The sequence below is a fragment of the Bradyrhizobium tunisiense genome (assembly GCF_042263385.1).
GTDB classification, from domain to species: domain Bacteria; phylum Pseudomonadota; class Alphaproteobacteria; order Rhizobiales; family Xanthobacteraceae; genus Bradyrhizobium; species Bradyrhizobium tunisiense.
The window spans coordinates 245,151-270,088 of the sequence record NZ_JBHLEV010000010.1; the positions used below are offsets into that span (position 1 = coordinate 245,151).

Annotated in this window: 24 protein-coding genes; 10 read left to right on the forward strand and 14 right to left on the reverse strand. The window is 64.5% G+C overall.

Annotated features, from left to right (window positions below):
• The first annotated feature begins 116 nt into the window (after positions 1-116).
• The gene (locus ACFDR6_RS31935; RefSeq protein WP_375860771.1) at positions 117-971 is read left to right on the forward strand and encodes an AraC family transcriptional regulator; all 855 of its coding nucleotides are present in this window, start codon (positions 117-119) and stop codon (positions 969-971) included.
• Positions 972-1,204: 233 nt separating this feature from the next.
• Here the strand turns inward: ACFDR6_RS31935 and ACFDR6_RS31940 are convergent, their stop codons facing one another.
• Complete coding sequence (locus tag ACFDR6_RS31940; RefSeq protein ID WP_375860772.1) at positions 1,205-3,031, reverse strand: caspase family protein; 1,827 nt, start codon at positions 3,029-3,031, stop codon at positions 1,205-1,207.
• Positions 3,032-3,348: 317 nt separating this feature from the next.
• Positions 3,349-4,056: a hypothetical protein gene (locus ACFDR6_RS31945; RefSeq protein WP_212081403.1), complete on the reverse strand. Its 708-nt coding sequence runs from the start codon at positions 4,054-4,056 to the stop codon at positions 3,349-3,351.
• A gap of 215 nt (positions 4,057-4,271) precedes the next feature.
• Here ACFDR6_RS31945 and ACFDR6_RS31950 point away from each other — a divergent pair, with 215 nt between their 5' ends.
• From ACFDR6_RS31950 to ACFDR6_RS31960, 3 genes are all read left to right on the forward strand, one after another.
• Positions 4,272-4,601, forward strand: coding sequence for a DUF6949 family protein (locus ACFDR6_RS31950; RefSeq protein ID WP_375860773.1), 330 nt, complete (start codon positions 4,272-4,274; stop codon positions 4,599-4,601).
• A gap of 85 nt (positions 4,602-4,686) precedes the next feature.
• Positions 4,687-5,217: a gamma carbonic anhydrase family protein gene (locus ACFDR6_RS31955; protein WP_375860774.1), complete on the forward strand. Its 531-nt coding sequence runs from the start codon at positions 4,687-4,689 to the stop codon at positions 5,215-5,217.
• 115 nt (positions 5,218-5,332) lie between these two features.
• Positions 5,333-7,027, forward strand: coding sequence for a PAS-domain containing protein (locus ACFDR6_RS31960; protein ID WP_375860775.1), 1,695 nt, complete (start codon positions 5,333-5,335; stop codon positions 7,025-7,027).
• Between the two features lie 30 nt (positions 7,028-7,057).
• Here the strand turns inward: ACFDR6_RS31960 and ACFDR6_RS31965 are convergent, their stop codons facing one another.
• Positions 7,058-7,222, reverse strand: a complete 165-nt coding sequence (locus ACFDR6_RS31965; RefSeq protein WP_212081399.1) for a hypothetical protein — start codon at positions 7,220-7,222, stop codon at positions 7,058-7,060.
• Positions 7,223-7,315: 93 nt separating this feature from the next.
• On the opposite strand from ACFDR6_RS31965, the gene ACFDR6_RS31970 reads away from it, so the two are divergent.
• Together ACFDR6_RS31970 and ACFDR6_RS31975 are read left to right on the forward strand one after the other, a co-directional pair.
• Entirely contained in the window at positions 7,316-7,633 is a 318-nt protein-coding gene (locus tag ACFDR6_RS31970) for a hypothetical protein (protein ID WP_317243501.1), read from the forward strand.
• Between the two features lie 103 nt (positions 7,634-7,736).
• Complete coding sequence (locus ACFDR6_RS31975; RefSeq protein WP_212081397.1) at positions 7,737-8,108, forward strand: hypothetical protein; 372 nt, start codon at positions 7,737-7,739, stop codon at positions 8,106-8,108.
• A gap of 187 nt (positions 8,109-8,295) precedes the next feature.
• On the opposite strand, the gene ACFDR6_RS31980 is transcribed toward ACFDR6_RS31975, so the two are convergent.
• From ACFDR6_RS31980 to ACFDR6_RS32005, 6 genes are all read right to left on the reverse strand, one after another.
• Positions 8,296-8,790: a hypothetical protein gene (locus ACFDR6_RS31980; RefSeq protein ID WP_212081396.1), complete on the reverse strand. Its 495-nt coding sequence runs from the start codon at positions 8,788-8,790 to the stop codon at positions 8,296-8,298.
• Positions 8,791-8,968: 178 nt separating this feature from the next.
• Complete coding sequence (locus tag ACFDR6_RS31985; RefSeq protein WP_375860776.1) at positions 8,969-9,700, reverse strand: aspartate/glutamate racemase family protein; 732 nt, start codon at positions 9,698-9,700, stop codon at positions 8,969-8,971.
• Positions 9,701-9,721: 21 nt separating this feature from the next.
• Positions 9,722-10,600, reverse strand: coding sequence for an ABC transporter permease (locus tag ACFDR6_RS31990; protein ID WP_375860777.1), 879 nt, complete (start codon positions 10,598-10,600; stop codon positions 9,722-9,724).
• Positions 10,601-10,603: 3 nt separating this feature from the next.
• On the reverse strand, positions 10,604-11,557 hold the full coding sequence (locus ACFDR6_RS31995; RefSeq protein WP_212081393.1) for an ABC transporter permease: 954 nt from the start codon (positions 11,555-11,557) through the stop codon (positions 10,604-10,606).
• Positions 11,558-11,562: 5 nt separating this feature from the next.
• Positions 11,563-12,852: an ABC transporter substrate-binding protein gene (locus ACFDR6_RS32000; RefSeq protein WP_212081392.1), complete on the reverse strand. Its 1,290-nt coding sequence runs from the start codon at positions 12,850-12,852 to the stop codon at positions 11,563-11,565.
• Positions 12,853-12,894: 42 nt separating this feature from the next.
• Complete coding sequence (locus ACFDR6_RS32005; RefSeq protein ID WP_317243505.1) at positions 12,895-13,881, reverse strand: ABC transporter ATP-binding protein; 987 nt, start codon at positions 13,879-13,881, stop codon at positions 12,895-12,897.
• A gap of 263 nt (positions 13,882-14,144) precedes the next feature.
• On the opposite strand from ACFDR6_RS32005, the gene ACFDR6_RS32010 reads away from it, so the two are divergent.
• A complete protein-coding gene (locus tag ACFDR6_RS32010; RefSeq protein WP_375860778.1) occupies positions 14,145-14,852 on the forward strand; it encodes a GntR family transcriptional regulator in 708 nt (235 codons plus the stop codon).
• An 18-nt stretch (positions 14,853-14,870) separates the two neighbouring features.
• Here ACFDR6_RS32010 and ACFDR6_RS32015 read toward each other — a convergent pair whose 3' ends face one another.
• Positions 14,871-15,080, reverse strand: coding sequence for a hypothetical protein (locus ACFDR6_RS32015; RefSeq protein WP_212081389.1), 210 nt, complete (start codon positions 15,078-15,080; stop codon positions 14,871-14,873).
• A gap of 359 nt (positions 15,081-15,439) precedes the next feature.
• On the opposite strand from ACFDR6_RS32015, the gene ACFDR6_RS32020 reads away from it, so the two are divergent.
• Positions 15,440-16,966: a metal-dependent hydrolase family protein gene (locus ACFDR6_RS32020; protein ID WP_375860779.1), complete on the forward strand. Its 1,527-nt coding sequence runs from the start codon at positions 15,440-15,442 to the stop codon at positions 16,964-16,966.
• Between the two features lie 395 nt (positions 16,967-17,361).
• Positions 17,362-19,107, forward strand: a complete 1,746-nt coding sequence (locus ACFDR6_RS32025; protein WP_375860780.1) for a CYTH and CHAD domain-containing protein — start codon at positions 17,362-17,364, stop codon at positions 19,105-19,107.
• A gap of 120 nt (positions 19,108-19,227) precedes the next feature.
• Here ACFDR6_RS32025 and ACFDR6_RS32030 read toward each other — a convergent pair whose 3' ends face one another.
• The 4 genes from ACFDR6_RS32030 to ACFDR6_RS32045 all read right to left on the reverse strand — a co-directional run bounded on the left by ACFDR6_RS32030 (position 19,228) and on the right by ACFDR6_RS32045 (position 23,339).
• Positions 19,228-19,851 (reverse strand): transglutaminase-like cysteine peptidase, encoded by a 624-nt coding sequence (locus tag ACFDR6_RS32030; RefSeq protein ID WP_212081388.1) that lies wholly within the window; start codon positions 19,849-19,851, stop codon positions 19,228-19,230.
• A gap of 330 nt (positions 19,852-20,181) precedes the next feature.
• Positions 20,182-20,793 (reverse strand): PilZ domain-containing protein, encoded by a 612-nt coding sequence (locus ACFDR6_RS32035; RefSeq protein ID WP_008140941.1) that lies wholly within the window; start codon positions 20,791-20,793, stop codon positions 20,182-20,184.
• A 79-nt stretch (positions 20,794-20,872) separates the two neighbouring features.
• Positions 20,873-22,027, reverse strand: coding sequence for an MFS transporter (locus ACFDR6_RS32040; protein WP_375860781.1), 1,155 nt, complete (start codon positions 22,025-22,027; stop codon positions 20,873-20,875).
• Positions 22,028-22,097: 70 nt separating this feature from the next.
• A complete protein-coding gene (locus ACFDR6_RS32045; protein WP_283818715.1) occupies positions 22,098-23,339 on the reverse strand; it encodes an MFS transporter in 1,242 nt (413 codons plus the stop codon).
• Between the two features lie 437 nt (positions 23,340-23,776).
• Between ACFDR6_RS32045 and ACFDR6_RS32050 the strand changes: the two genes are divergently transcribed.
• Positions 23,777-24,928, forward strand: a complete 1,152-nt coding sequence (locus tag ACFDR6_RS32050; protein ID WP_317243511.1) for a zinc-binding dehydrogenase — start codon at positions 23,777-23,779, stop codon at positions 24,926-24,928.
• Positions 24,929-24,938 lie beyond the last annotated feature (10 nt).

The window sequence follows — 24,938 nt, forward strand, 5'->3', positions numbered from 1 at the left end:
TCTGGCATGCTTATTGCTGGACCTAGCAATACCGTTGCCCCCACGTCGCGCTATCTGGCGGAGATTCTACGATGGGTATGCTCGGCAACTCTGTCGATAAATACGTGACCGGCAGAATGCTTCAGACGTCCAATGACCGGCGGTGGTCGCACCTGCTCGCCGAGCGGTGGAGCCACGAGCCCGGCGACCTGCCACCGCAATTGCCGCGCGACACCGAGATCGCCATCCTGCTCCGTGGCAGCTCCGTGGTCGACCGCGAAGGCGGCGGCATGCGGCAGCGTACCTTCGGCAGAAGGGGCACCGTGTGGCTTTGCCCGGCCGGCATCCGTGAGGACTTCATCCGGGTCGAGAGCCAGATGCAGGAATGCCTGCATCTCTTCCTTCCCGGCAAGCCGTTCGACGACACCATGCTCAGGGATCTCGACATCGACCCGTCGGGCATCTCGATCCGCTATGAGACCATCGATCAGGACATGTTCATCGAGCACGTTGCGGACCGGATCCTGGCCGAACTCGAGCAGGAGACCTCCACCGGCCGGCTGCTGATCGAAAGCCTGGGGCGGGCGTTGTCAGCCCATCTGGTGCACAGCTACTCGGCCACTGCCGTCACGCTCCGGCAGCTCAATGCCGGTCAAAGGCCGCTCGACGCCAAACGGCTGTCGCGCGTGATCGAGTTCATCGACGGCTCCGTCGAGCGTGATTTCACGGTGAAGGATCTGGCATCGGTGGCGTGCATGAGCCCGGCGCATTTCTCGCGCAGCTTCAAGGCGGCGACCGGAGTGGCGCCGCATGAATATGTCAGCCGTCAGCGTCTCGATCTCGCCAAGCAGCTCCTGTCCGGCAGCGATCGTCCGCTGGTCGATATCGCCTATGCCACCGGATTTTCGTCGCAGGCCAATTTCAATCGCGCGTTCCGGAAGTCGGTCGGGACGACGCCGAGCCTTTACCGGGCGAACAAGGTCCGCGACTGACGGCGCAGGGATCTGGCGGTCACGAGCATCTCGCGTCGATAAGGCTGCGAAGGCGGGCTACGTCGGCGCCCTCATGATGGTCATGCCCGTGCTTTGCCCGACGGGTTAAGGCCAGATTCAAGAAATATGAAATGGCGGGCCGGTTCTGCCAGTACATCGCCGCCGAACCGGACGGCCGCCTGCGCTCGATTGAACTAACCTTTCCTCAGGTCACGCGCGCCCTGAGCTCGTTCTCAGTTGCAGACTTCCGATCCGTTCCCGGGCTCCCCAGGAACACCCAACTTCACCAATCTGCACCCGGGTTTGACTGGGCGACAGCCCATCGTATTGCAGGTGATCTGTCCATTCGATTGCGGTCTCGATGGTGCCGCCTCGGTATTCTTGCGCTCCGCGTCCCGTTTGGTCCTGTCATCCCGCGTTGTGACTGATTTCGTGTCACGTACCTTCTCACACTCGTTGTCGTCATTGAGGCGATAGCCGGCTCGGCAGGCGATCTTTACGCAAGCGTCGCCATCGGCCTTGAAGCCGTGATCGCACACCAGCGGGCAGACCCGGCCCGGCTTGGCCTTAATGGCATCGAGCGCCTCTACGCTCGCCTGCTTGGCATCGAGCTTCGTCCCCGCATATTGGTTGAACAGCGTCAGCGAGCGTTGCGATGACGCATTCCAGTCGCCATCGGCCGTGGCGGGCAGACAGCCGACGCGACGGAGCTCCGATTGCACCAGCTTTACGGTCTCCTGCGGCGAGCGGCTGGGAGACGATTGAGTTGGGGTAACCGCCGCGACCTTCTGCTCGCCCTGCGCCTTGTCGGTCACCTGCTTTGCAGCCAGCTCGGCGGCCGCCTTGTCGTTCGCGATCTTGTCGGCGCGCGCCTTTTCAGCAGCCTGCTTGTCGACCAGTGCCTTCGCTGCTGCGGCTTCCACGTCCTTCCTGCGCTGCTCGGCGGCCGCCGCCTTGGCTTCCTCGATCTGCTTGGCTTTCTCAGCGGCTGCCTTGGCGTCCTCAGCCGCCTTCGCGGCTGCTGCAGCTTTCTCCTGCTCGGCCTTCTTGGCGCGGTCGGATGCCAGTCGGGCCTTCTCCTGCTCGGCCTGCCTGGCCTTCTCCGCAGCGGCGGCGCGGGTTTCCTCGGCGGCGATCTTGTTCAGCTGGCCTTTCGCAAGATCGGTATAGAAACCGCTGGGAAAGCGGTTGAGGAAGGCCGTCCACCCGTCACGCGTACCCAACTGAAGCGCCAGTTCGTAATCGCGCCGGATTTCGGCGTCCGGGTTGGCCTGCGGTCCCGCGACGACGGGCTTTGCTGCCACCAGCGGCACGTCATCGCCGCCGAGCGAGCCGTACACATAGGGCTCCTGCTTGTAGCCGGTGGTCTTGAGCACGTCGTCGCGGACGAAGCCGAACGCCTTGCGCAGATCGAGGCCCGGCATCGGCAGGCGTTCGACCAGAGCGGTGGCAAACGGGCTGTTCCTGGCATCGCCGTCCGAGGCGGTCGAGCCGGCCTTCGCCGCGAAGGCGATCATGGTGTTGGGGCTGGTCGGCTCGACCTTGGCGAGGCCGCGGCCAATCGCTCGCGAGGCGACCGTGCGCTTCATCGTCTTGGCGAATGGATTGTCGCGGCAGGCGTCCAGGATGACGAGGCGAAGTTGCTTGGCCGGCTCGATGGCGAACAACACCCTGTCGAGCGGGAAGGCCTCGTCGAGAACATCGGTATCGGTCTCAAGGGCGGCATCGGTGGGGATCAGATAGTTGGTGCCGTCAAGCTCGATGCCATGCCCGGCGTAGTAGATGACCGCGACATGGGCGTCGCGAGCCTTGGCACCGAATTCGCGCAGCGCCTTCCGCATGTCGACCACGTTCAGGTCGAGCTTGACGTCGACGGCGTCGAAGCCCGCGTTCCTGAACATGCCGCCGACCAGCGCGGCATCGTTCGCGGGGTTCGCAAGCCTCGCCACGTTCTTGTAGGCCGAGTTGCCCATGACGAGCGCGACGCGCTTCTCGGCCAGCGCGGCGCCAGTCCAGAACCAGCTCGCAACAATCAATAAAACAAACAGCCGAAGCCGCATTCCAGCCCCCGAATGCAATAGCGTCAGAATATTCGCAAGATGGCCAAACGCAATCTATGATCAGTGATATCAGTCACACACCGGTCCGGCGATCCGGGCAACCCCGGTCCGGCTCGAAGACGCGCAGTCGCATCGTTCAATTTGATCTTCCCATGATGCCATTGTGTTCCTGTTTTGCCCGACGGGTCAACAGCTCTTCGAAAAATACGAAAATGCTCGATGCTGCCGATGCTTGGCTACTGTGCATGGGGTTGTTTTCGCAGTTTTTGTTTTAGGTAGCCTCTGGCCTGTCGCGCGGCAGGGCAGGGATGCCGTGCTCAGCCCTTCGGCCCGCGCAGCTGCGCCGTCAGCTTGTCCATCGCATCCGCCACGTCACGCCATTGCGACAGCCAGCTGCGTGGAAAGCGGAAGGTGAGGTCGGCGCCGCCGACGCGGCGCTCCGAGAGGCACATGCCGGGCGTTGCCCCATCGCGGGTGCAGCGCGCGGTCAGTGCCGGGCTTGCAGCGGAATAGAGGTCCTCGCTGCCGTAAGGGGTGTCGGTGCGGAACATCCGCATCGTCAGGCCATCCACGGGCATGGTCGCGGCCTGGTCGAGGTAGCGCGGATAGATCGTGGCTGTCCGCTGCTCGGGCGCCAGCGCATCGTGATGCGCCGCGATCGACAGGAAGATGCGGTCGATCGATTGCACCGCCGCCTCCACCGTCTCGACGGTGACGTGCTTCGGCGCGCCCGGCGGCTCCAGCGAGGGGTAGAGGAAGTCGAGATCGATGCGCTCCTGCGGTCCGGAGTGCCGCTGGATCTTCATGCGGATCGCCGACCTCGGCAGGTTGAACAGCGTGCCGCCGACGCTCACCGGCAGCTTGTCCGGGGCGTTGGCGCCGCGGGTGCCCCAGGTCGGCCACAGCAGATAGGCGACGAGCGCGACCGCGCATGCCGCGGCAATGCCGCCGAGCACGATCGGGACGACATGCGCCCGGGTGCGCGTACGGGGGGACCTGAGAGGAGCTGCCGAAAACACCGTCATGACTAGTCGCGCCGGACGTCGGCCGGTGGCCGACGAATCAGCGGCGAATATGCCATGCGGCGGCGATTTCGCGGAGCGTTCCCGGCTGCGGGGAGCGGGGACGGCCCTGCGCGGGAGGGACAGCGCTGTTAACCTTCCCTTAAGGATAATGTAGCGTTAACCGGCACTATTTGTCACAGGAAGGCGGTGGCGTTGCGTAAGGGCGGACCGTTCCGATGACACCTGAAGCTCTCAATACCTTCTTCTCGATCTGCATTGGTTTCGCGCTCGCGGGTGCGCTCGTGAACGGATACCAGGCGCTGGCGCAGCGGCCCGCCGGCTTCGGCCTGTTGCAGGACGGCGTGGCGCCGAGGACCTTCGCCGCGGTGCCGTTCCTGGTGTTCGCCGCGCCCTTCATCATCATGCGCAATACGCTCCGCGGCGTGCGGGTGGAAAGCCGCCGTGCCGAGTTCGTGATGATGGCGACCGTCATTGCCGGCTTCTGGAGCATGATGAGCGGCACCTTCTTCCTGATGACACTACGCGCGGCCGGCGTCCTGGGCTGACGACCGCCGGGATTGCCCGGCGGGCGGCCTTTGCCTCTTCGCCGCGGGTTCGCTATGGCTGAGGTCGACGTGACAGGAGACCTCCATGGCGATCTACGAGCTCGACGGGCAGGCGCCCGACCTTCCCGCCGACGGCAATTACTTCATCGCCGAGACCGCCACCGTGATCGGCCGCGTGCGCCTGAAGCCGGGTGCGAGCGTCTGGTTCGGCGCCGTGCTGCGCGGCGACAACGAGTGGATAGAGATCGGCGAAGGCGCCAATGTGCAGGACGGCTCGACCTGCCATACCGATCTCGGCTTTCCGCTCGTCATCGGCCGGAACTGCACGGTGGGCCACAATGTCATCCTGCATGGCTGCACCATCGAAGAGGGCGCTCTCATCGGCATGGGCTCGATCGTGATGAACGGCGCCAGGATTGGCCGCAACAGCATCGTCGGCGCCGGTTCCGTCATCACCGAGGGCAAGGAGTTTCCCGAACAGTCCCTGATCATCGGCTCGCCGGCGCGCGTGATCCGGACGCTCGACGACGCCCAGGTCCAGAAGATGGGAAGCGCGGCGAGGTTCTACGTGGCCAACGGTCCGCGCTTCAAGAAGGGCCTGAAGCGGATCGGTTGACGCCTCGGCGTGCGCCCTTGCGGTTCCACGCCGTAAAAATACCGGTTGAAAGTTTAAGCCTCCGCTAGCGCCGCAGCGGTACCTTGGATGCTTTGAACCAAGGGGAAACGGCGCCATGGACGCGGCGGCACCGGCATCCGGCCTTGCCGCCGGAACCAATTTGCTAAAGAAGTTCGTTCGCTTGGCGCGCGGCGCCGACACGCTGACCGTTGCGGAGAAAGTCTACAGCATTGCCGCCTTCCTCGCGATCGTCACCACCTTCCTCATGGTGATGTCGGTTCAGTCGGTGCGGTTGCAGACGACCTATCGTCACATGCATGCGTCCTCCGCCGCTGCGGCAATCAACGTCGGACGCATCAATGCGCTGATTTACGCCGTCGTGATGGAATCCCGCGGCATCTACATGTCCACCGATCGTCGTGCGATGATGCCGTTCGCGGACGGGCTCCTGCGGCGTAACCGCGAGCTTGCCGAGGCCGTGAAGAACATGGAGCTGACCGTCAGCAGAGACGATGCCGAGCAGTTCGCCGCATTCCGCCAGCGCATAACGCAGTTCATCGAATTCCGCCAGGAGCTGGTCCGCCGCGGTGTGGAGATCAGCTCGGCGGCGGCACGCGAATGGGGCGACAACAGCGCCAATCGGACGGTGCGCAGCAAGCTCAATAGCGATATCGAGGCGCTCGAGCGCATCTACGAGCAGCGTGCCCGCGAGGCGGACGAACTCGCCGATGACCACCGCTATGCGGCTGCCTATCTGTTCGCGCTCGGGCTCGCTGCATTGGTCTTCGCGGGCCTGAACGTCGTGGTCATGCGGAACTCCGTCGTCGGCGCGCTGTCCGATATCACGCAGGCGACCGACCGAATCGCGCGAGGCGACGTCAAGAGCGAGGTGCCGCATTTGCGCCGTCACGACGAGATCGGACGTCTTGCGCGCGCCGTGCAGAATTTCCGCGACGCCGTGGCGCGCATCTTCGAACTCGAGGAGCTCGAGCTCGGCACCGCGCAGGCGCGTGACGCGGCGATGACCGAGCGTGACACCTTCAACGACAAGTACCAGGCCAAGAAGTGGCAGCTTTCGGCCGCGATCAACAGCATGCCGCAGGGTCTGATCATGCTGGACGGCAAGGCCAACGTGGTTGCGATGAATTCCAACTATCGGAAGATCTACAATCTGCCCGAGACGATCCAGGCGGGATCGACGCTCGAGGAGATCCTCAAGCACAGGGCAGAGAGCGGGCTGTTCAGCGGCGATGTCCCGAAATATGTCGCCGCGGTTCTCGACCGGATCGCCCGGCGCGAGCCGGCAGCCCATGAACTCGCGTTGAACGACGGCCGCATCATCAAGATCTACGAGCGTCCGATGGACGGTGGCGGCTGGGTGTCGGTGCAGGAGGACGTCACCGAACAGCGTCAGCGTGAGCGCATTCTGGAGCGGATGGAGCGCTTCCTCGCCACCATCATCGAGAACGTGGCCGAGGGCATCATCGCCAAGGATGCGCGCAACCTGCGCTACGTCTTCGTCAACAAGGCCGCCGAGAAGATGATCGGCATGTCGCGCGGCGAGATCATCGGCAAGACCGCGCGGGAATTGTTCTCCGCGGAGGCGGCCGCATTGATCGAGCGGCGCGATCAGCAGCTCCTCGCGCAAAAACAGCAGCTCGAACCGATCGTCGACACTATCGACAATCCCGCGCGCGGCCGCCGCGTCATCTCGGCCCGAAGGGTGCAGATCGGCGGGGCCGGCGAAGAGTCCCACGTGTTCGTGACCATGGTGGAGGATCGCACCGAGAAGATGGTGGCGGCCGCCTAGCGACCGGCGCGCGCGTTCGGAGAGGCCGCGTCAGCTTCCCTCGGATTCGCGCGCTTCGATCGCTCCTGCCACCTTCTCGTGGCCGGCGGCCCAGAGCGCGTGCTCGTCGCTGCCGTTCGAATAAGGATTGGCCTCGGCGGGGATGTTCTTGCGCGCAGCGCGCTCGCCCTCTGCAAAGGGATCGCGATCGGTCATCGTGTTTGGCCTCCTCGCTGTCAAGCTGATGCGACGGCATTTGTTCCGGAACCGGTTTTCGCCGCAGCGGTTGACCCGCAAAGGAGAATTCCGATGGCCCGATCATCCGCAACCGGTTCAATCAAGAGCATGATCGTAATCCTCGCACTCGCGGCGATGCCGGCCGTATCGTTCGCGCAAGCGACCGGCGGCGTTGGTGGATCGACGGGAGGCCCTGCGGGATCGAGCGGAGGCGTTGCCAATGCGCCGGCTCCGCCCCCCGGGACCAACAGCCTGGGGACGGCTCAATCATCCGGAGCAGGCGCCGGCGTCACCACGGGCACCGGCGCCGGCGGGGCGGCTGATGCCACCGTCAACGCCGAGAACAAGCAGCTCGACAAGAAAATGAAGAGCATCTGCCGCGGCTGCTGACGCTCGCGCGGAAGTGAGACAGCGTGGCTGTCACGATCGCCCAACTGACGTTAGCTTGGTCTTGCGTTGAAGCGTGGAACGCGTCCACGCGGAGGATCGAGTAATGTTACGGAAGATGATCATGACGGCGCTGGCGGTGGCGGCCGTTGGACTATCGGTGCCGCAATCGGCTCAAGCGCGGGGCTTCGGCCATGGTGGCTGGGGCCACGGTGGCGGTTGGCACGGCGGCGGTTGGGGCCATGGCGGCCATTGGCGTGGCGGCGGCTTCTGGCCGGGCGTCGCAATCGGGGCAGGCATTGCCGGCGCCGGCTTCTACGGCGGCTATTACGGCTATGGCTACGGCTACCCCTATTACGGCGGTCCCACCTATTATGGTACCGGCTACAATGATGGTTATGGCGGCTGCTACGTCGCTCGGAAGCGCGTCATGACGCCAGCCGGGTGGCGATACCGCAGCGTCGACGTCTGCGAGTGAGACGGGAAGATCGACAGGACCGCTAAAAAACAAGGCCGTTGACGCAATATACCGTCAACGACCTTGCCAGCCCCGGACATTGAAATCGGCTCACGCCATCCGGTAACGGCGAGCATTGCGCGGAATCATGCGGGCGAATGTGATCCAGTTCACAAGTGGCGAAAATAAACTCGCCTGTGGCGGACGCTTAGCCGGGCGAGCGCTTGCGCGCGCTGGCGTGGACCCGGTGCCGCGCCGGTTTCCTGCGGGTAACCGCGGGCGCTTCGACTTCGGTCGCTCGCGCGCTGGCAAACGATTGCCGCAGGCCGTCGATCGACTCGTTCAGCGATGCGACCTGCTCGGACAGACGCTTGGTGTCGGCCTGCTGCGCCGCCATCAGCCGCTTCATGGTCTGGAGCTGGTCCTGCACCACCTGGAGCTGGTCGATCGATTCCTGCTGGGTCGCCTCCAGTCCCTTGGTCTTCTCGACGAGCTGCTCGGACGCCTGGGCGGTCCGCGCCTGCAGCTGCCGCGATGCCACCACCCGGTCGGCCTCGGGTGCTGCGCCGGTGTAAGCCCGCCAGATCGCGATCGAGGTCACCCCCGCGATCAGGAGCAGGAGCGCGGCGGCGGTCAGCGCGATGGGCTGGGCGCCGAGACGGAGAAGGGGCGTGGACGGTGTGTCCTGTGCGAGATCGATCATCGCTGACAAAACCCAAATTGAAACTTGGTGAGTGGCGAATACCGGCAGCCCTGAGGCCGCCGGGGCGTCCCGAAAGCCTTACGTTTCCGCAAGGAATGGGACCAAAAAGAGGCTAAGGGCGAAAAAACCAGTGTTCAGCGGGCTTTGCGGCCTCCGAATGCCCCGACAGGCGCATGGTTCAGGGCTGAAATTGCGAAAACGGCCCGGAATAGCTCTTCGAGCGCGGCGCGGCGTAGGGCCCGAGCCGGGAGGTCGTCAGCCCCAGCCGCACCAGAGATTCCGCCAGCGTCACCGCCGCAACGACACCGTCGATCACGGGCAGGCCGTGCGCGGCGGCGAGTTCGCTGGCGAGATCGGCCATGCCGGCGCAGCCGAGCACGATGGCTTCGGCGCGGTCGTCACGGATCGCGGCCGTGATCTCCGCCGAGATCTTGCTGACAGCGTCAGCGTTGCGCTCCTCGAGCGCCAGCACCGGGACTTCGGCGGCGCGGACGCGGGCGCAGCGTTCGGCGAGGCCGTATTTTCGCAGGTTATGCTCGATCGGCACGATGGAGACACCGAGCGTCGTCACCACGGCAAAGCGGGCGGCGACCAGGCTCGCCATATGGAAGCCGGCTTCGCCGATGCCGATCACCGGCGCCTTCGCGACCGCGCGCGCAGCATCCAAGCCGGTGTCGTCGAAGCAGGCGATGATGTGGGCTTCCGCGCCGTCGCGGTCGGCCTCGCGGATACAGCCGAGCATGCCGGGGACGGCGAAGGCTTCGTCGTAAAATCCCTCGATCGAGACCGGACCCATCGTCGGCTGCCGCGCATCGATCACCGTGTCCGCCAGCGCGATCGCGCGCGCCGCAGCGGCGATCTTCGCCGTCATGGACGCAGTGGTGTTGGGATTGACGATGTGCAGTCGCATCTCGATCAGACGAGGCCCTTGTCAGACAAGCCCTTTGCCGGCGTCCGAGCCCTTGGCCGCCTGCCGCTTGTTGAGCATGTGGATGGTGCCGAGCGCAAGCGTGATCACCGTGAACGAGACCGCCGAGATCACGGTGCCGAGCGCATAGATGTCGGGGTTCGTGACGGTGGTGGTGAGGCCCTGCAGATCCAGCGGCAAAGTGTTCACTGCTCCGATCGCCTGGCTGGAGCGGGCGAGCTCGTCCCAGGACAGCGTGAAGCCGAACAGGCCGATGCCGATCACCGAGGGCAGGATGATCGGCAGCACGACATGACGGAAGGTCTGCCAAGGCGTCGCACCGAGATCGCGCGCGGCTTCCTCGAGCCTCGGGTCGAAGCGGTTGAAGATCGCGAACATGATGAGGAGGCCGAACGGCAGCGTCCAGGTCAGGTGTGCGCCGAGCCCGGAGGTGAGCAAGCCCATCGAGGTCTCGAAATTCTCGTTCCAATGCGCCTTGATCAGGTCGTCGATGATACGGAACTCGAGCGAGATCCCGAGCGAGGTGATGATCGAAGGCACGATCAGGCTCGCGATCGCCGAGTAGAACAGGATGCTCTGCGCCGTGAACTTGCGGCGGAACGCCATGCCGGCGGCAACCGACAGCACGACGGTGACAATCATCACGATGATGCCGAGCAGCAGCGAGCGGCGGAAGGCCGCGCCGAGATCGACGATGCCGGTGCCCTGGAACAGTTTTGCGATCCAGAAGGTCGACACCCCGTTCATCGGGAAGGTGAGGCCGCCCTGCGGCCCCTGGAACGACAGCACGTAGATTGCGATCATCGGACCGTAGAGAAACAGCACATAGGCCGCGAAGAAGATCGCGAGCACGTAGAACGAGCGCGGGCGTCCTTCCTTCATGCTCTAGAGCTCCTTCTTGATGTCGACGATGCGCGACATCATGGAGATGATGAGGAAGGTGATGGCGAGCAGGATCACGGCGTTGGCTGCCGCCGCCGGGAACTGCAATGCGTTCACGCGCGTCTCGATGATCTTGCCGGCGGCGGCGATCTGCTGGCCGCCCATCACGCCGATGGTGATGAAGTCGCCCATCACGATGGTGATGACGAAGATCGAGCCGATGACGATGCCCGGCTTGGAAAGCGGTATGATGACGTTGACCAGGGTCTGGAAGCCGGTGGCACCGGCGTCATAGGCGGCCTCGATCAGCGATTTGTCGATGCGCACCATCGAATTGAAGATCGGCACCACCATGAAGAAGGTGAAGAGGTGCACCAGTGCCAGAACAACGGAGAATTCGGAGAATAGCAGCCATTCGATCGGGTGGTTGATGAGCCCTGTCTTGACGAGGCCGGAATTCACCAGCCCGTTGCGCCCGAGCAGCGGGATCCACGCGATCATGCGGATGACGTTGGAGGTCCAGAACGGGATCGTGCAGAGCAGCGACAAGCCCATTTGCCAGGTCTTGGACTTGACGTGGAAGGCGAGGAAATAGGCGACCCAGAAGCCGATGAAGAGCGTGATGGCCCAGACCATGAAGCAGAGCTTTAGCGTCTTCAGATAGGTCTTGCCGATGGTGCAGAGCTCGGGGAGCTGCGCGATGCAGCCCTCGAACGTGTCGGTGTAGCCGCGGCCGGAGAAGGCCGGCAGCAACTGGTATTCGTTGTAGTCCCAGAACGAGACGATGACCACGAACACCAGCGGAATGAGGAAGAAGGCAAGAAACACCAGCATCATCGGCCCGGCCTGGAGCCAGGAGATGAAGGACGGCGACAGGCGCGTCGGTTTTGCGGCGCGCGCCGTGCCCGACCCCGGGATCAAACCCGGGGACGCCTGTTGCAGGACTTCTTCCGACATATCGGTTACGCCGCGATGAACTCGTTCCACTTGCGGACCATGTAGTCGTTTTCGTCCATCACCGCGTTCCAGCAGGCGACGCCGCCCATGCGGTCCTCGTAGGAGCCGCCGTCGCGCACCGCGCCGGCCTTCTCGAGCAGCGAGCCGTCGGGCGCCTTGATGTCCTTCTCGGCCGGCTTGCCTTCCATCCAATAGGCCCATTCGTAGGGCTCCATGTGCGCCTTCGCGGTCGAGAGCACGGCGGAGTAATAGCCCTGGCGGTTGAGATAGGCGCCGGCATAGCCGGACAGAAACCAGTTGACGAATTCATAGGCCCATTCGAGCTTCGCACCCGACACGCCCTTGGAGACGCAGAAGCCGGAGGCCCAGGAGCGATAGCCTTCCTTCAGCGGCTGGAAGGTGCAGGCGATCCCCATCGAGCGCACCTTCGTCACTGCCGGCGACCACATCGACTGGATCACGGTCTCGCCCGAGGCCATCAGGTTGACGCTCTCGTTGAAGTCCTTCCAGAACGCGCGGAACTGGCCGGCCTTCTTGGCCTCCGTCATGACCTTCATGGTGAGATCGATCTCTTCCTTGGTCATGTTGCCCTTGTCGGCATATTTGTACTTGCCGGAGGCTTCCACGACCATCGCGGCGTCCATGATGCCGATTGAGGGGATGTTGAGGATCGAGGCCTTGCCCTTGAACTCGGGGTTGAGCAGCTCGGACCACGAGCTGATCGGCCGCTTGATGATGTCGGGGCGGATGCCGAGCGTATCGGCGTTGTAGACGGTCGGGATCAGCGTGACGAATTCGGTCGCCGAGGTCGCGAACTTCTTGGAGTCCTTGCCTTCGAGATAGAGCACCTTCCAGGGCGCGGTGCCCTGGCCGCCGATCTTCTTGCCGCCGGGCGTCTCGCCCTTGGTGAAGACGGGCGTGATGTTGTCGAACTGCTTGATCTTCCTGGCATCGAGCGCAAGGATGTTGCCCGACGGCACGATCTTCTTCAGCGAGAAATATTCGGTGTCCAGCACGTCGAAGGAGTTCGGCTGGGTCATCACGCGCTTGGTGACGTCGTCGGTCGTCGCGGTGATGTATTCGATCTTGATGCCGGTGTCCTTCATGCACTGCTTGGCGATGTCGTCGCCCTCGTTCACGGCGGTGCCGAGATAGCGCAGCACCTTGGCATCGGCCGACTTCACATAGGGAAAGCCGGTGATGGCGCCCGAGCCGGCGGCAAGTCCGGCGAGACCTGCGGTGCCCTTCAATAGCGTGCGGCGGCTGACGCCGGTCTTCCTGGTCGTCTCGGTCATTTCGCTCACTCCTCTGTTGCGCATTCCAGTGATCGATCGGCGCTATTGCAGACGTTGCGCCTTGGCGGGATCCCAGGTGGCCAGCACGCGATCGCCCGGACGGAACGGGTGAACGTCGAAGGCGGCCTCGGGAAGGTGGGAGAACAGGGCGGTGCCGTCGTCGAGCGTGAGCGAGATGGCGATGTAGGAGCCCTGATACTCGGTCTGGGTCAGCAGCGCCGGCGCGCCGAACGCGCCTTCGGCGAATGGCACGATGCCGAGCTGGTCGGCACGCACGGCGATCAGTTTGCCGGCTTCGCTGAGCACGTTGTGGCCGCCGATGAAGCGCGCCACGAATTCGGTGCGGGGATGGTGGAAAATGTCGCGGGCCGTACCCTGCTGCTCGATCCGGCCGTGGTTCATCACCACGATGTGGTCGGCGAGCGCCATTGCCTCCTCCTGCCCGTGGGTGACCTGGATGAAGCTGATGCCGAGCTCGCGCTGGAGCCGCTTCAGCTCGCCGCGCATCTTCACCCGCAGGAACGGATCGAGCGCGGAGAGCGGCTCGTCGAGCAGCAGGATCTGCGGCTCGGTGATCAGCGCGCGGGCGAGGGCGACGCGCTGCTGCTGGCCGCCGGAGAGCTGCGCCGGCAGTCGGCCCGCATAGGGGCTCATCGCCACCAGCTCGAGCAACTCGCCGGCGCGCTTGTGGCGCGTCGGCTTGTCGATGCCACGCATCTTCAAGGCGAAGGCGACGTTGTCGATCACGCTCAGATGCGGAAACAGCGCGTAGGACTGGAACATCATGGCCGTGCCGCGCTCGGCCGGCGGCAGGTCGGTGACGTTCTGGCTGCCCAGGATGATGTCGCCCTCGCTGACCGCCTCGTGGCCGGCGATCATCCGCAGGGTCGAGGTCTTGCCGCAGCCGGACGGACCGAGGAGACAGCAATAGGTGCCGGCCGGGATCTTCAAATTGACGGTGTCGACCGCCAGCGTCGTGTCATAGCGCTTGGTGACGGCGACCAGTTCGAGAGCGGCGGGAGTGGCCATGGCGTGTCCAGGGAGGGCGATGCTGTCGCTCTCTCCGCAAGGTCCGTGCCAATCACCTGTTTGCGGGCCAAATTCCGAAACTGTGCAGCGGAGTCAGATCGTTAGGCCAAATCCGGCGCCTCCGTTCGGCCCGCCCCGTTCGTGGTCAAATGCACACAAAACGGGCGACGATTGTATAAAGTTTCGCCTGTGATTGGATACAACTCGTCGACTAAATTCAAAAGCGAACGTCGATCGCGCCTCCAGACCCAACCGTCGAACTCATGGCCGCCAAGCCCCGCCCCAAATCCGACGCGCCAGACGCGAGCGATCGCGTCAGCCGCATCCGGGAGGGTGTGACCGCGGCGATCCTCGAGCATCGCCTCCTGCCGGGCACGAAGCTCGGCGAGGATGAGATCGGCGAGATCTACGGCGCGAGCCGCACGCTGGTTCGCGCTGCGCTCCAGCAACTCGCGCATGAGGGCATCGTCAACATCGAGAAGAACCGTGGGGCTTTCGTCGCTCGCCCCACGCCTGCGGACGCCCGCGAGGTGTTCGAGGCGCGGCGCCTGATCGAGCCCGCCATCGTCGACCATGCCTGTGAAGCGGTCTCGCCAGCCTGGCTCGATCGCCTCCAGGCGCATCTTGCCGAGGAGCGCGAGGCCGAGCTGCGCGGCGACGCGCGCGCCTCGGTTCGGCTCTCCGGCGAGTTTCACAGGCTCATTGCCGAGATGAGCGGCCACAGCATCTATCTCGGATTCCTGAAGGAGCTGATCGCGCGTTCCTCGCTGATCATCCTGCTCTACCGTCGTCACGACACGCCGGCCTGCGGCACCGACCACCACGCCGGTATCGTCGCCGCCATCCGCAAACGCGACAGAGAGACCGCGCGCGCGCAGATGCTGTCGCATCTGGACGAGATCGAGGCCGAGCTGTTCCTGAAGGATCCGGTCGCCGACGAGCTGCCGCTCGCCGACGTGCTGGGGGCGTGAGCGAGCCGCATTGGCGGCTTATGGCGACGAAGATCCTTCGTTTCGTCTGAAGATCTTCAGCACCAGTAAACCGACGCCAAGCACCAGGAAGAGAACACCAAAGAAGGTCGTGCCGCCGGATTCGAAGGTCACGCCGACGGCGGTCAGCAGGCATCCCAAGATGATTGCGAAGAGCCCGCCGAGCTTCTTGATCAGGAAGACATGTCCGTCACTTGCTTGTGCCACCATGTTACGCCTCATTCCTTATATGGAGCTGTTCTTCTCTCCTCCGCCCCATGATCCTTCCAGCTCCTGCACGATCGTACTCCAGCGCACACGCATTGCAATCTGGCGTTGATATCGTCTCCATCGTTGTCCAATTTTGAATCGAGTTCGATTCATGCGCGACAGTGAGACTTACGCATCTGCCGAAAATTCCCTGCTGCATTGCGCACCCGCTGCATCTCTCATGGAGTGTATGGCAGAATTGCAAAATCTCCTTGAGGTTGCAAATTGACTTTCTCGAGTTTGCGGAATCAACTCGCCCCAGAGCGTCGAGTTCTAGAACGGAGCCGACATCAGTTGAATCCGTTCTGCGGAGTGGTGCCATGGCGCGTGCTCTAGCTGGCGAACAAGAGACGGCCCGCGTCGCGACCGGCCGTCGACCCGGCCCGGAAACCGTGGGGGTCAATGAGGCGCAGCGACGCTTCCAGTCACAGCGCGGCGAAAACAACTCGCAGGTCCGTTACGCGCCCGCCGCGCTTGGAGCGAGCTGCTCCTTGCACCGCGTGGCGCAACGCGCGCTCTTGCGGGCCGTGACAGTGCTTGGCCTTGCCTGCGTGATCCTGGGCGTGCCGTCACCGTCCTCGGCACAGCAGGATTCCGCCGTCCTGTTCCGCAACGTCCGGATCTTCGATGGCAAGGGTAGCTCGCTCTCCGCGCCGTCCAACGTCCTGGTCCGGAACAGGATCATCGAAAAGATCTCGACCGGCGACATCACCGCCTCCGCTCAAATGATCGACGGCGGCGGCCGCGTGCTGATGCCGGGCCTGATCGATGCGCATTGGCATGCGATGCTGGTGCGGCCCAGCCCGATGGCCGCGCTTGCGGGGGATATCGGTTACAACAATCTGCTCGCGGCCAGCGAAGCGACCGCGACGTTGATGCGCGGCTTCACCACCGTGCGCGACATGGGTGGGCCGAGCTTCGGCCTCAAGCAGGCCATCGACGAGGATCTCGTCGCCGGTCCCCGCATCTATCCATCCGGCGCGATCATCACCGTCACCAGCGGCCATGGCGACTTCCGCCAGCTCTCCGACCTGCCGCGCACGATCGGCGGGATGCTCAGCCGCATGGAGCAGATCGGCGGCAGCATGGTCGCCGACAGTCCCGACGAGGTCCGGGTGCGCGCGCGCGAGCAGCTCATGCAGGGCGCTTCGCAGGTCAAGCTGACGGCGGGCGGCGGCGTCGCTTCGCCGTTCAGTCCGCTCGATGTCTCCACCTTCACCGAGCCCGAGCTGCGCTCCGCCGTCGAAGCTGCCGACAATTGGGGCACTTATGTCGCGACCCACGCCTACACGCCGGTTGCGATCCAGCGCTCGATCGCAGCCGGCGTCAGATGCGTCGAGCACGGTCATCTCATGGACGAGGCGAGCGCGCGGCTGATGGCCGAAAAAGGAATCTGGCTGAGCACGCAGCCGTTTCTCGATCTCTCCGCTGCGGCGGCGCTCGGCCCCGCCGAACAGGACAAGATGCGGCAGGTGGTTACCGGCACCGACCGCGTCTATGCCTTGGCGAAGAAGTACGGCATCAAGACCGCGTTCGGAACCGACGTCCTGTTCTCGAAGGCGCTGGCGGACAATCAGGGTGCGATGCTTGCCGCTTTGACGCGCTGGTACACGCCGGCCGAAGCGTTGGCCATGGCAACGTCGGCCAATGCGGAACTGCTGAGCCTCTCGGGCGCGCGAAATCCCTACCCCGGCCGGCTCGGCGTGGTGGAGGAGGGCGCGCTCGCCGATCTCCTGCTGATCGACGGCAATCCGCTCGACACCATCAAGATCATCGAAGATCCCGCGAAGAATTTTGTGGTGATCATGAAGAACGGCCGGATCTACAAGAACACGCTGGCGCCCTGATGCGCGATCGCGCGCTCCGGTCCTGCGAAAGGCAAGCGCCTCCGGTCCGATTTGTTGGGAACCGGCGTTTGCGACGCTTCCGTTGCGATCTCCGGGATGGCGGGGCTGCATTCCCCCTGTCACAAACTCCGCCCTGTCGCCGGAGGTGACTTCCAAGCCTCTAGAAGAATGTTTCGACGAAGCTCGCGGTCATCCGGGTTTCGGGAGTTGCGCGATTCGCAATCAATTCGACCGCCTGCCGGACCAAATGCAATTTGATCCGTCGTGGCGCTGGATTGTGACAAACCCTCGTCAGGGCTGGGTGCGTCGATCACGCATCCGACCTACGACTGTCCTTTACACGCAGCTCCAGCTATATGCTGTCGCTCTGTCATTGAACTGTCATGTTACCGAAAATGCTGAAGTCAGATGGAACACCGGCCCGCAAGCTCCCGGGCGCGCCGGATGGGAATCGTGCTCCAAAGGATGACAAGAGAACGCAAGTCGCCGCCGGCTTCCTGAGGCAAGTTGAGGACGGCGCGGAACCCGCGAACGTCGAGGGCGCTGTGAGTGATCAGACGCCATCGCAAGACGCGACACCCGCGCCAGCCCAGTCGGCCGCCGCCGCACGGCCCGCCGATGAAATCGAGCTCAAGCTGATCGTCGATGCCGGTCGTATGGCGCATTTCAACGCCGCGCCTGTCATCGCGGCGCACGCGCGCAACAAGGGCTCGCGAAAGCATCTCAAGTCGATCTATTACGACACGCCCGAACGCGCACTCCGGCGCAACGGCCTCAGCCTGCGCGTGCGCCAGAGCGGTGCGCGCTTCGTGCAGACCGTGAAGACCGAAATTGCCGACGATCCGCTGCGCCGTGGCGAGTGGGAGGCGAACGTGGCGTCGTTCGCGCCCGATCTCGCGCTGGCGATGCCCTTCATTCCGGAGAAGCTTCGCGGCTCTCTCGAAGCGCATCCGCTCGAAGCCGTCTTCACCGCCGACATCCATCGCCATGCGCGGATGATCGACCTGCCGACCGGCACGGTCGAAGTCGCGTTCGACCAGGGCGTGCTGACGGCCGGTGACCGCTCGATGCCGGTGAGCGAGATCGAGCTCGAACTCAAGAGCGGCAGCGCGAGCACCATCTACGAGGTCGCCTTGCTCCTGGCGGAGCAGGGAGCGGTGAAGCCGTCGATCCGCAGCAAGTCGGCGCGCGGCTTCGACCTTGCGGCCGAGCTTGCGCCGGCGGCGCGTCGTCCGCGAAAACTTCGCCTCGATCCGTCGGTCACGCTTGACGAAGCCTTCGCGACGATCCTGCGCTCCTGCTTCCTTCATCTGCTGCAGTCGCGGCCGGCGGCCGAGGACGGCCGCAATCCGGAAGGCGTGCACCAGCTCCGCGTCTCGCTGCGCCGGCTGAGGTCGGCGCTCGATCTGATGCGATCGGTCGGCGCGCTCAATGATCTCGATGCACTGCGCTCGGAAGCAAAATGGCTGGCGCAGGAATTGTCGGCTGCGCGCGACTGGGATGTCTTCCGCCTCGAGACCCTGCCGACGATCGCAAGGGCCTGTCCTTCGGTCGCCGGCTTCGATGCGCTCGATCGGGCCGCGGCCGAGCGCCGGTCCGAGGCCTATCGCAAGGCACAGCACGCGCTCGACGATCGCCGCTGCGCTCTGTTCCTCATCGGCCTCGGTCACTGGATCGAGACGCGGGGATGGCGCAACGATGTTGCCGCCGAAGATCTCGGCCAGCTCGCCGAGCCCGCCGTCAATTTCGCGCAGCGCATCCTGTTGGAGCAGCACGCCAAGGTGCTGAGGCGCGGCCGCCGCTTCAAATCGCTCACGACCCTGCAGTTGCACAGGGTTCGGCTCGCGACCAAGCGGCTGCGCTATCTCGGCGAATTCCTGCTGCCGTTGTATGAGGACCGCAAGTCCACGCGGCGCTTCTCGCGCCGGCTCGCCGGTCTGCAGGAGGAACTCGGCGCCTTCAACGACATGGCGGTCACGGCCTCGCTGCTCGAGGGGCTCGATACCGAGCCCGACAGCGCCATTGCCGCGGCGGCGATTGCCGGCTGGCAGGCGCGCGCATCCGTCGGCGTTCAGCCCGTCTTGCGAAGCACCTGGCGCGATTTCACCGGTGCGCGTGTGCCGTGGGCGTCTCAGGGCTGATGCTGCATTCCAAAAAAGTTGCGGCCAGCCATTGGGGGATGGCTGGCCGCGCGCGAACCGGTCTGGGACGGGGAGGGGTGGGGATGTGACCGGGCCGCGTAACTCCTTGTCTAGTTCCTGTTAATCTCTTGCGCTGGCGGTGGAGACCGCCGGCTTGGTATCGCCGAGCGAGACCCAGACGTTGGGATCGCTCTGCGACTGGCGCTTGACGAAGCGGTAGCCGGTCTCCGTCCAGGCAACGACGTTCTCGTTCTGATTGTCGAGAACGAACTCGCCCTTGTCGGTCTTCACCGTCAGCACCGCATGTCCTTCGCCCTTCTTGTCGCGCACGACGGTGATGAGCAGGGCCTGACGCGGCCATCCGGCATCGATCAGCATCTTGCGCTTCAACAGCACGTAGTCTTCACAGTCGCCGTAGCCGTCCGACGGCAGCGACCATTTCTCGATCACGCCCCAGTGCTCCTGGTCGGTCAAAGGCTTGACGGTCTCGTTGACCCAGCGATTGACCTTGACGAGGTCGCGCCATGCGGCCTGCGACATCACGATGTCGCGCGGCTGCGCCGGTGCGCCCTGGCACTGGGCGGTATTGTCCGCACAGAACTCGACCCAGCCGATCGGGGCACGCGTGGTGTCACCGAGGCTCGCGTAGAGCAGACGGCCTTCGCCGGCCTGCGCCGTCGCGCCGATCCCGAAGAGCATGGCAGCCAGCGCCAGTCTCTTCCCCTGTCCCCTGAAATCAAACATTGCGGCCCCCGTTTCTTGTTGGGACCACATTTCGCACGGAGCTTTTGAGTTGCCGCTAAGTCAGCCAAGTCAAGTCGAGACGAATACAAGTAAAAGGCGCGGCGAATTCGATCTATACTTGAATCGAATTCTTATAAAATTTGAAACAACTGCAATTGATTCAAATTTTATCTGTTAACGCGCAGACACTGGCGGAACGCCGTTTCCATGCGCAAACGGGCCGCGCGTTAACCCGCGCAAGAGCCGTCGCCGGGCACGAAAAAGGCGGCGTCCGCATCGCGGAGGCCGCCTCCAGGGCTGGAAATGCAGTGGTTTTGGCGTCGTTGCGCTTTACCGCGCGGTAACGCTCTCTTCGAGTGTCTCGATCGGCTGCGCGTGGACGAACTCCAGGGCGAAGCCGTCTTCGAGGTTTCGGACCACGCGGCCCTGCACCCGGCCGAGCAGAACCGTCGATTTCAGCGGCGGGCGGTTCTCGGCGGCGATGGCCGCGCCCGACAGGGAAAGGTCGATGATGCGGCAGGTCATCTTGGTGCCGTCCTCGAGCGTCAGCACCGCGATCGGGTTGCGCGGCACGATACGGTCGTGGCGGCGGTCCTCGGGCAGGTTGAGGATGTCGCGGTTGGCGAGCCAGGTCAGCTGTGCCGCGAGCTTGTCGCGCTTTCGGGGCGTCGCACCGATCGTCATGGCGAAGCCGTTGTCGATGATGCGGGTGATCTTGCCCTCGACCCGGCCGATATGGTCGAGATAGGCGACCACGCGGTCACCGACATTGCCGATGCCGGGAGCGAGCAGGGCGAGCCCGCCGGGCGACATGTTGATCACCTGGCAGGGGAATTCCCGGCGGTCGGGCAGCATGTAGCGGCCGAGCAGGTGCACTTTCACCCGCTGGAAGCGCCGTCGCTCCTCGGCGGCCGGAAGAAATTTTTTGTTCGCCAACGCCATTTCCAACACCCGACCCCCCGCCCGGGCGGAGTCCGGGACGACCCTAAGGTGCATAGGGTTAATGCCGCGTTAGGATCGGTTAGCGGCGGTAACGGAGGGACACGATGCGTTCGAAAAGCAACATCAGGGGCGGGCAGGCCAGCACCGTCAGTGCGCCGAGGTCGAACGCAACTGCGGCCGTGCCGGCCGACTTGGCGAGCCGGCCCGCTAGAGCCGGCCCCAACATCATCGCGGCATAAAAGAGCGTGTAGAACACGCCCATCCCGAGCGCGCGCGTCTCCGGCGCGAGGACGCGGGTGGCGAGGCTCATCATCGGGCCGGCCGGAAGCCCGCCGATTATGCCGATCAGGATCAGGATGATGATCACGGCGTCGGATCGGCTCAGCCAGGCCAGCAGGGCGGCCACGACGAGGCTGGCCGCGATCGTCAGAACAAAGGGCTTGCCGCGATCGGCGAGGTAGCCACCCGTCGGCACCGAGATCACCGACAGCCACATCACGACGCTGATCGCCGATCCCGCCGCCGCGATGCTCCAGCCGCGCTCGGTCAGCAGCGTCGGCCCGAACGAGAAGATCATGGCAAAGGCGATATTATAGAGGCCCCAGATCATGCCAGCGACGATCACCGCCAGCAGGGCGGGAGCATCCGGCCAGCCGGAGGCGACAGCGCCGACCGTTACCGCCGGAGACGGCTGGTAGAACATGATCAGCGCAATTCCGATCGCGGTCAGCACACCCGCTGCGAGGAACACGGCGCCTGCGCCGTAAGCGGTGCCGATGGCCGGCAGCACCAGAAGCGAGATTCCAACGCCGACTGGCCAGGAATTGACGAAGATCGCCATCGCGGTCGCGATCTCCCTGCCGGCAAACCAGTCGGTGGCCATCTTGGTGAGTTGCACCGTCAGCAGCACGCCGCCGGCGCCTGAGGCCAGGCGGCCGGCCATCTGCCAGCCCCAGATGCCGGTTGTGGCCATGACCAAGCCGCCGGCCGTCATCAGCAAGAGCGCCAGGATCGTCGTCGGCTTGTCGCCGAGAGCCCGGCCGATCGCGCCGCCTGGCAGTGCCAGCACGATGCCAGGCGTGAAATAGAGCCCGATCAGGATCCCGATATCGGCAATCCCGACGCCAAAGCTCTCTTGCAGCAGCGGCGCGACCGCGGCCACGCTCTGAAATTGAAATGCGATGGTGAGGCGCACGACGAACAGGATTGCTAGAATGCCCCAGCGATTGCGCAACGTGTCGTCTCCCCGGCCGCCGCTGCGAGCGTGCGGCGGAGACAGGAGGGAGTCAACCGGGCTTGCTTCGCTACGTCGGCTTCGCAGCGCGCAGTTGCAGCAGAAGCAGCAGCGCGAGCAGCACGGCAGCCGACAGGCCGAGCGACCAGTGAATGCCGATCGCCGCGCCTGATAGCCCAACCGTGATGCCGCTGAAGGCCCGCATCCCCAAGCCCGCCATATTATAGAGTCCGACGACGCGGCCGCGGATGTCGTGCGGCGCATTCAGCTGAACCAGGGCCTGCGCCATGGTGTTGAACGACAGCTCGAAGAACCCCGCACAGAACAACAGCGCGATCGCGACCGGATAGATCGGCACCGCGGCGAAGCCGAGCAGCGCCACGCTCCAGAGCATCGCGAGCATGATCGCGGTGCGCGGCGTGCCTTTGAGGCGTCCCCAGGATTCGAGCGCGAGAGCGGCGAGCACCGCGCCGGCGGCGTCGGCCGCGAGCAGCACGCTGTAGGAGACGCCGGGATCGCCATGGCCGAGATCGCCGGCATAGCCCGGCATCTGGGCGTGATAGGCATTGCCGATCAGGAAGGAGGTGAGGCCGGCGAGCCATGTCATCGCCGTCAGCACCGGCTGGGTGCCGATGGCGCGGATGGTCAGCACAATGTCGGCAAGGCCGCGCACGGCAAAGCGCCGCACCGCCACGCTGTTGTCGCGCACAGGCGCCCAGAACAGCCACAGCAGCATCGGCAGGTAGAACAGCGTGTTGAAGATGATGCCGTGCGAGGTGCCCAGCGTCAGCATGATGATTCCGCCGACGGCAGGCCCGACCAGGATGCCGAGATAGCGCGCCATCGCGTTCAGCCGCACTGCGCTCGGAAGGTCGGCGGGGCCGACGAGGTCGTAGAGCAGCAGCTGGTTCGGCGTCTGCCACAACACGCCGGCGCAGCCGTGGATCACCAGCAGCAGCATCGCATGCCACATCTCGATGGTGTCGGTGAGGAAGAAGAAGCCCCAGCCGGCGGAGGCCACGATGAACAGCAGCATGCCGCACTGGATGATGCGGCGCGGATCGACGCGGTCCGCGAGCCCGCCGACCGCGACCGAGAACAGCAGAAACGGCAGCCAGTGCGACAGCACCGCAAAGCCCGCCAGCGCCGGTGAATGGAACTTCTGGAACACCACCCAATAGCTGATCACATGCTCGATGTTGTCGGCCATCATCGCCAGCACGTAGGCGATGAACTGGAGCCGGTACGGCACCGACTTCATCGCCGCGAACGAACCGGACGCGGCAACGGGATTTTGGGGCAGGGGGTTCAAGCGATCACCTGGGCAGGACTATTTGCGGCCTTACACGTTCAGCGCTAAACGCTCAAGACACTTGGGTGTGCGCGGGCATCTGCCATGCGCTGCCACTACAACCACCGCCGTCATCCTGAGGTGCGCGCTCTTGCGCGCCTCGAAGGACGTGCCGCAAGCGCCTGTAGCCCATCCTTCGAGGCTCCCCTCGCGATGCTGATGCATCGCAAGGTTCGCACCTCAGGGTGACGTCTGCATTTGTAGCAGGCGGCTGTAGCCCGGATGGAGCGCAGCTTTGTAGCCCGGATGAGCGAAGCGACATCCGGGACATCTCCCCGCATATCGCGGCGCTCATGCGGGCTACGAGACTGCCCGCTTGGCATGATCGCGCATCTCACATACGCTTTGTCTCAGCCCGCACCAATCGATCATAACAGACGGGCATTGGGGAAACAGCCATGCAACAGATTCGCGTCTGCACTCACGCTGGTCCCGGCTCGGAGCCCGTCATCCGCACCGTGCCGTGGCCGAAGGTCGGGCGGAAGGCTGCGCTGATCAAGGTCGGCGCCTGCGGGGTCTGCGGCACCGATCTGCACATCCTGAAAGGCCACTGGCCGAAGCCGCTGCCTTGGCCGTTCACGCTGGGGCATGAACTTGGCGGCATCATCGTCGAGTGCGGCGAGGAGTTCACCGAGGACTTCATGAGCAAGCCGCTGACCGTCGGCTCGAAGGTGATGATTCCTCCGCTGATGCCCTGCGGCCATTGCTATTACTGCATCCACTATCCCCAGACCGCCAACAAGTGCCTGACGCCGGTCTATTACGGCCGCTATCTCGGCTTCGACAAGGCGCCGCACATGTGGGGCGGCTGGGCCGAATACGTCTATGTCGATCTCGACATGCTGCCGGGCACCAAGATCTACAAGCTGCCCGACGACATGTCGCTGCGGCTTGGCGCGCTGTCGGAGCCGCTGACCTCCTGCATCCGCGCCTTCAACCGCGCCAGCCGCGCCGGCGGCTTTTCCTGGGGCGACACGGTGGTGATCCAGGGCTCGGGCCCGATCGGCATTCTGGCGGTTGCTGCCGCCAAGGAGATGGGAGCAGGGCGCGTGATCTGCGTCGGCGCGCCGGAGGAGCCGCGGCTCAAGCTGGCCCGCGAGTTCGGCGCCGAGGCGACCGTCAACATCGAGGAACTGAAGTCGCCGCAGGAGCGCATCGCGCGCGTCCGCGATATCGTCGGCGGCTTCGGCGCCGATCTCGTGATGGACTGCTCGGGCCACCCGACGGCGGGCCCCGAAGGCATCGAGATGCTGCGCGACGGCGGCACCTATGTCGAGATGGGCCAGTTCACCGACGCCGGCTCGATCGACACTTCCTGGCACCGCATCTGCACCAAGGACCTCAACGTGCTCGGCTCCTGGGGCTTTACCGGCAACGACCTGCCGCTCGGCGTCGACATGCTTTATCGTACCCGCGACAAATATCCCTGGCTGAAGATGCAGACGATCTATCCGTTCACGGAGGAAGGCGTCGCGCAGGCGGTGAAGGACGCGATGGCGATGAAGACGGTGAAGTCGACCATCGTGCCTTGGCCGGAACTGGTGGGATAGAAGACGCCGT

What these genes read in the sequence shown, in the direction of transcription:
- ACFDR6_RS31935 (WP_375860771.1), top strand. Translation starts at nt 117, where the DNA reads ATGCTTCAGACGTCCAATGACCGGCGGTGGTCGCACCTGCTCGCCGAG.
- ACFDR6_RS31940 (WP_375860772.1), bottom strand. Translation starts at nt 3,031, where the DNA reads ATGCGGCTTCGGCTGTTTGTTTTATTGATTGTTGCGAGCTGGTTCTGG.
- ACFDR6_RS31945 (WP_212081403.1), bottom strand. Translation starts at nt 4,056, where the DNA reads ATGACGGTGTTTTCGGCAGCTCCTCTCAGGTCCCCCCGTACGCGCACC.
- ACFDR6_RS31950 (WP_375860773.1), top strand. Translation starts at nt 4,272, where the DNA reads ATGACACCTGAAGCTCTCAATACCTTCTTCTCGATCTGCATTGGTTTC.
- ACFDR6_RS31955 (WP_375860774.1), top strand. Translation starts at nt 4,687, where the DNA reads ATGGCGATCTACGAGCTCGACGGGCAGGCGCCCGACCTTCCCGCCGAC.
- ACFDR6_RS31960 (WP_375860775.1), top strand. Translation starts at nt 5,333, where the DNA reads ATGGACGCGGCGGCACCGGCATCCGGCCTTGCCGCCGGAACCAATTTG.
- ACFDR6_RS31965 (WP_212081399.1), bottom strand. Translation starts at nt 7,222, where the DNA reads ATGACCGATCGCGATCCCTTTGCAGAGGGCGAGCGCGCTGCGCGCAAG.
- ACFDR6_RS31970 (WP_317243501.1), top strand. Translation starts at nt 7,316, where the DNA reads ATGGCCCGATCATCCGCAACCGGTTCAATCAAGAGCATGATCGTAATC.
- ACFDR6_RS31975 (WP_212081397.1), top strand. Translation starts at nt 7,737, where the DNA reads ATGTTACGGAAGATGATCATGACGGCGCTGGCGGTGGCGGCCGTTGGA.
- ACFDR6_RS31980 (WP_212081396.1), bottom strand. Translation starts at nt 8,790, where the DNA reads ATGATCGATCTCGCACAGGACACACCGTCCACGCCCCTTCTCCGTCTC.
- ACFDR6_RS31985 (WP_375860776.1), bottom strand. Translation starts at nt 9,700, where the DNA reads ATGCGACTGCACATCGTCAATCCCAACACCACTGCGTCCATGACGGCG.
- ACFDR6_RS31990 (WP_375860777.1), bottom strand. Translation starts at nt 10,600, where the DNA reads ATGAAGGAAGGACGCCCGCGCTCGTTCTACGTGCTCGCGATCTTCTTC.
- ACFDR6_RS31995 (WP_212081393.1), bottom strand. Translation starts at nt 11,557, where the DNA reads ATGTCGGAAGAAGTCCTGCAACAGGCGTCCCCGGGTTTGATCCCGGGG.
- ACFDR6_RS32000 (WP_212081392.1), bottom strand. Translation starts at nt 12,852, where the DNA reads ATGACCGAGACGACCAGGAAGACCGGCGTCAGCCGCCGCACGCTATTG.
- ACFDR6_RS32005 (WP_317243505.1), bottom strand. Translation starts at nt 13,881, where the DNA reads ATGGCCACTCCCGCCGCTCTCGAACTGGTCGCCGTCACCAAGCGCTAT.
- ACFDR6_RS32010 (WP_375860778.1), top strand. Translation starts at nt 14,145, where the DNA reads ATGGCCGCCAAGCCCCGCCCCAAATCCGACGCGCCAGACGCGAGCGAT.
- ACFDR6_RS32015 (WP_212081389.1), bottom strand. Translation starts at nt 15,080, where the DNA reads ATGGTGGCACAAGCAAGTGACGGACATGTCTTCCTGATCAAGAAGCTC.
- ACFDR6_RS32020 (WP_375860779.1), top strand. Translation starts at nt 15,440, where the DNA reads ATGGCGCGTGCTCTAGCTGGCGAACAAGAGACGGCCCGCGTCGCGACC.
- ACFDR6_RS32025 (WP_375860780.1), top strand. Translation starts at nt 17,362, where the DNA reads ATGCTGAAGTCAGATGGAACACCGGCCCGCAAGCTCCCGGGCGCGCCG.
- ACFDR6_RS32030 (WP_212081388.1), bottom strand. Translation starts at nt 19,851, where the DNA reads ATGTTTGATTTCAGGGGACAGGGGAAGAGACTGGCGCTGGCTGCCATG.
- ACFDR6_RS32035 (WP_008140941.1), bottom strand. Translation starts at nt 20,793, where the DNA reads ATGGCGTTGGCGAACAAAAAATTTCTTCCGGCCGCCGAGGAGCGACGG.
- ACFDR6_RS32050 (WP_317243511.1), top strand. Translation starts at nt 23,777, where the DNA reads ATGCAACAGATTCGCGTCTGCACTCACGCTGGTCCCGGCTCGGAGCCC.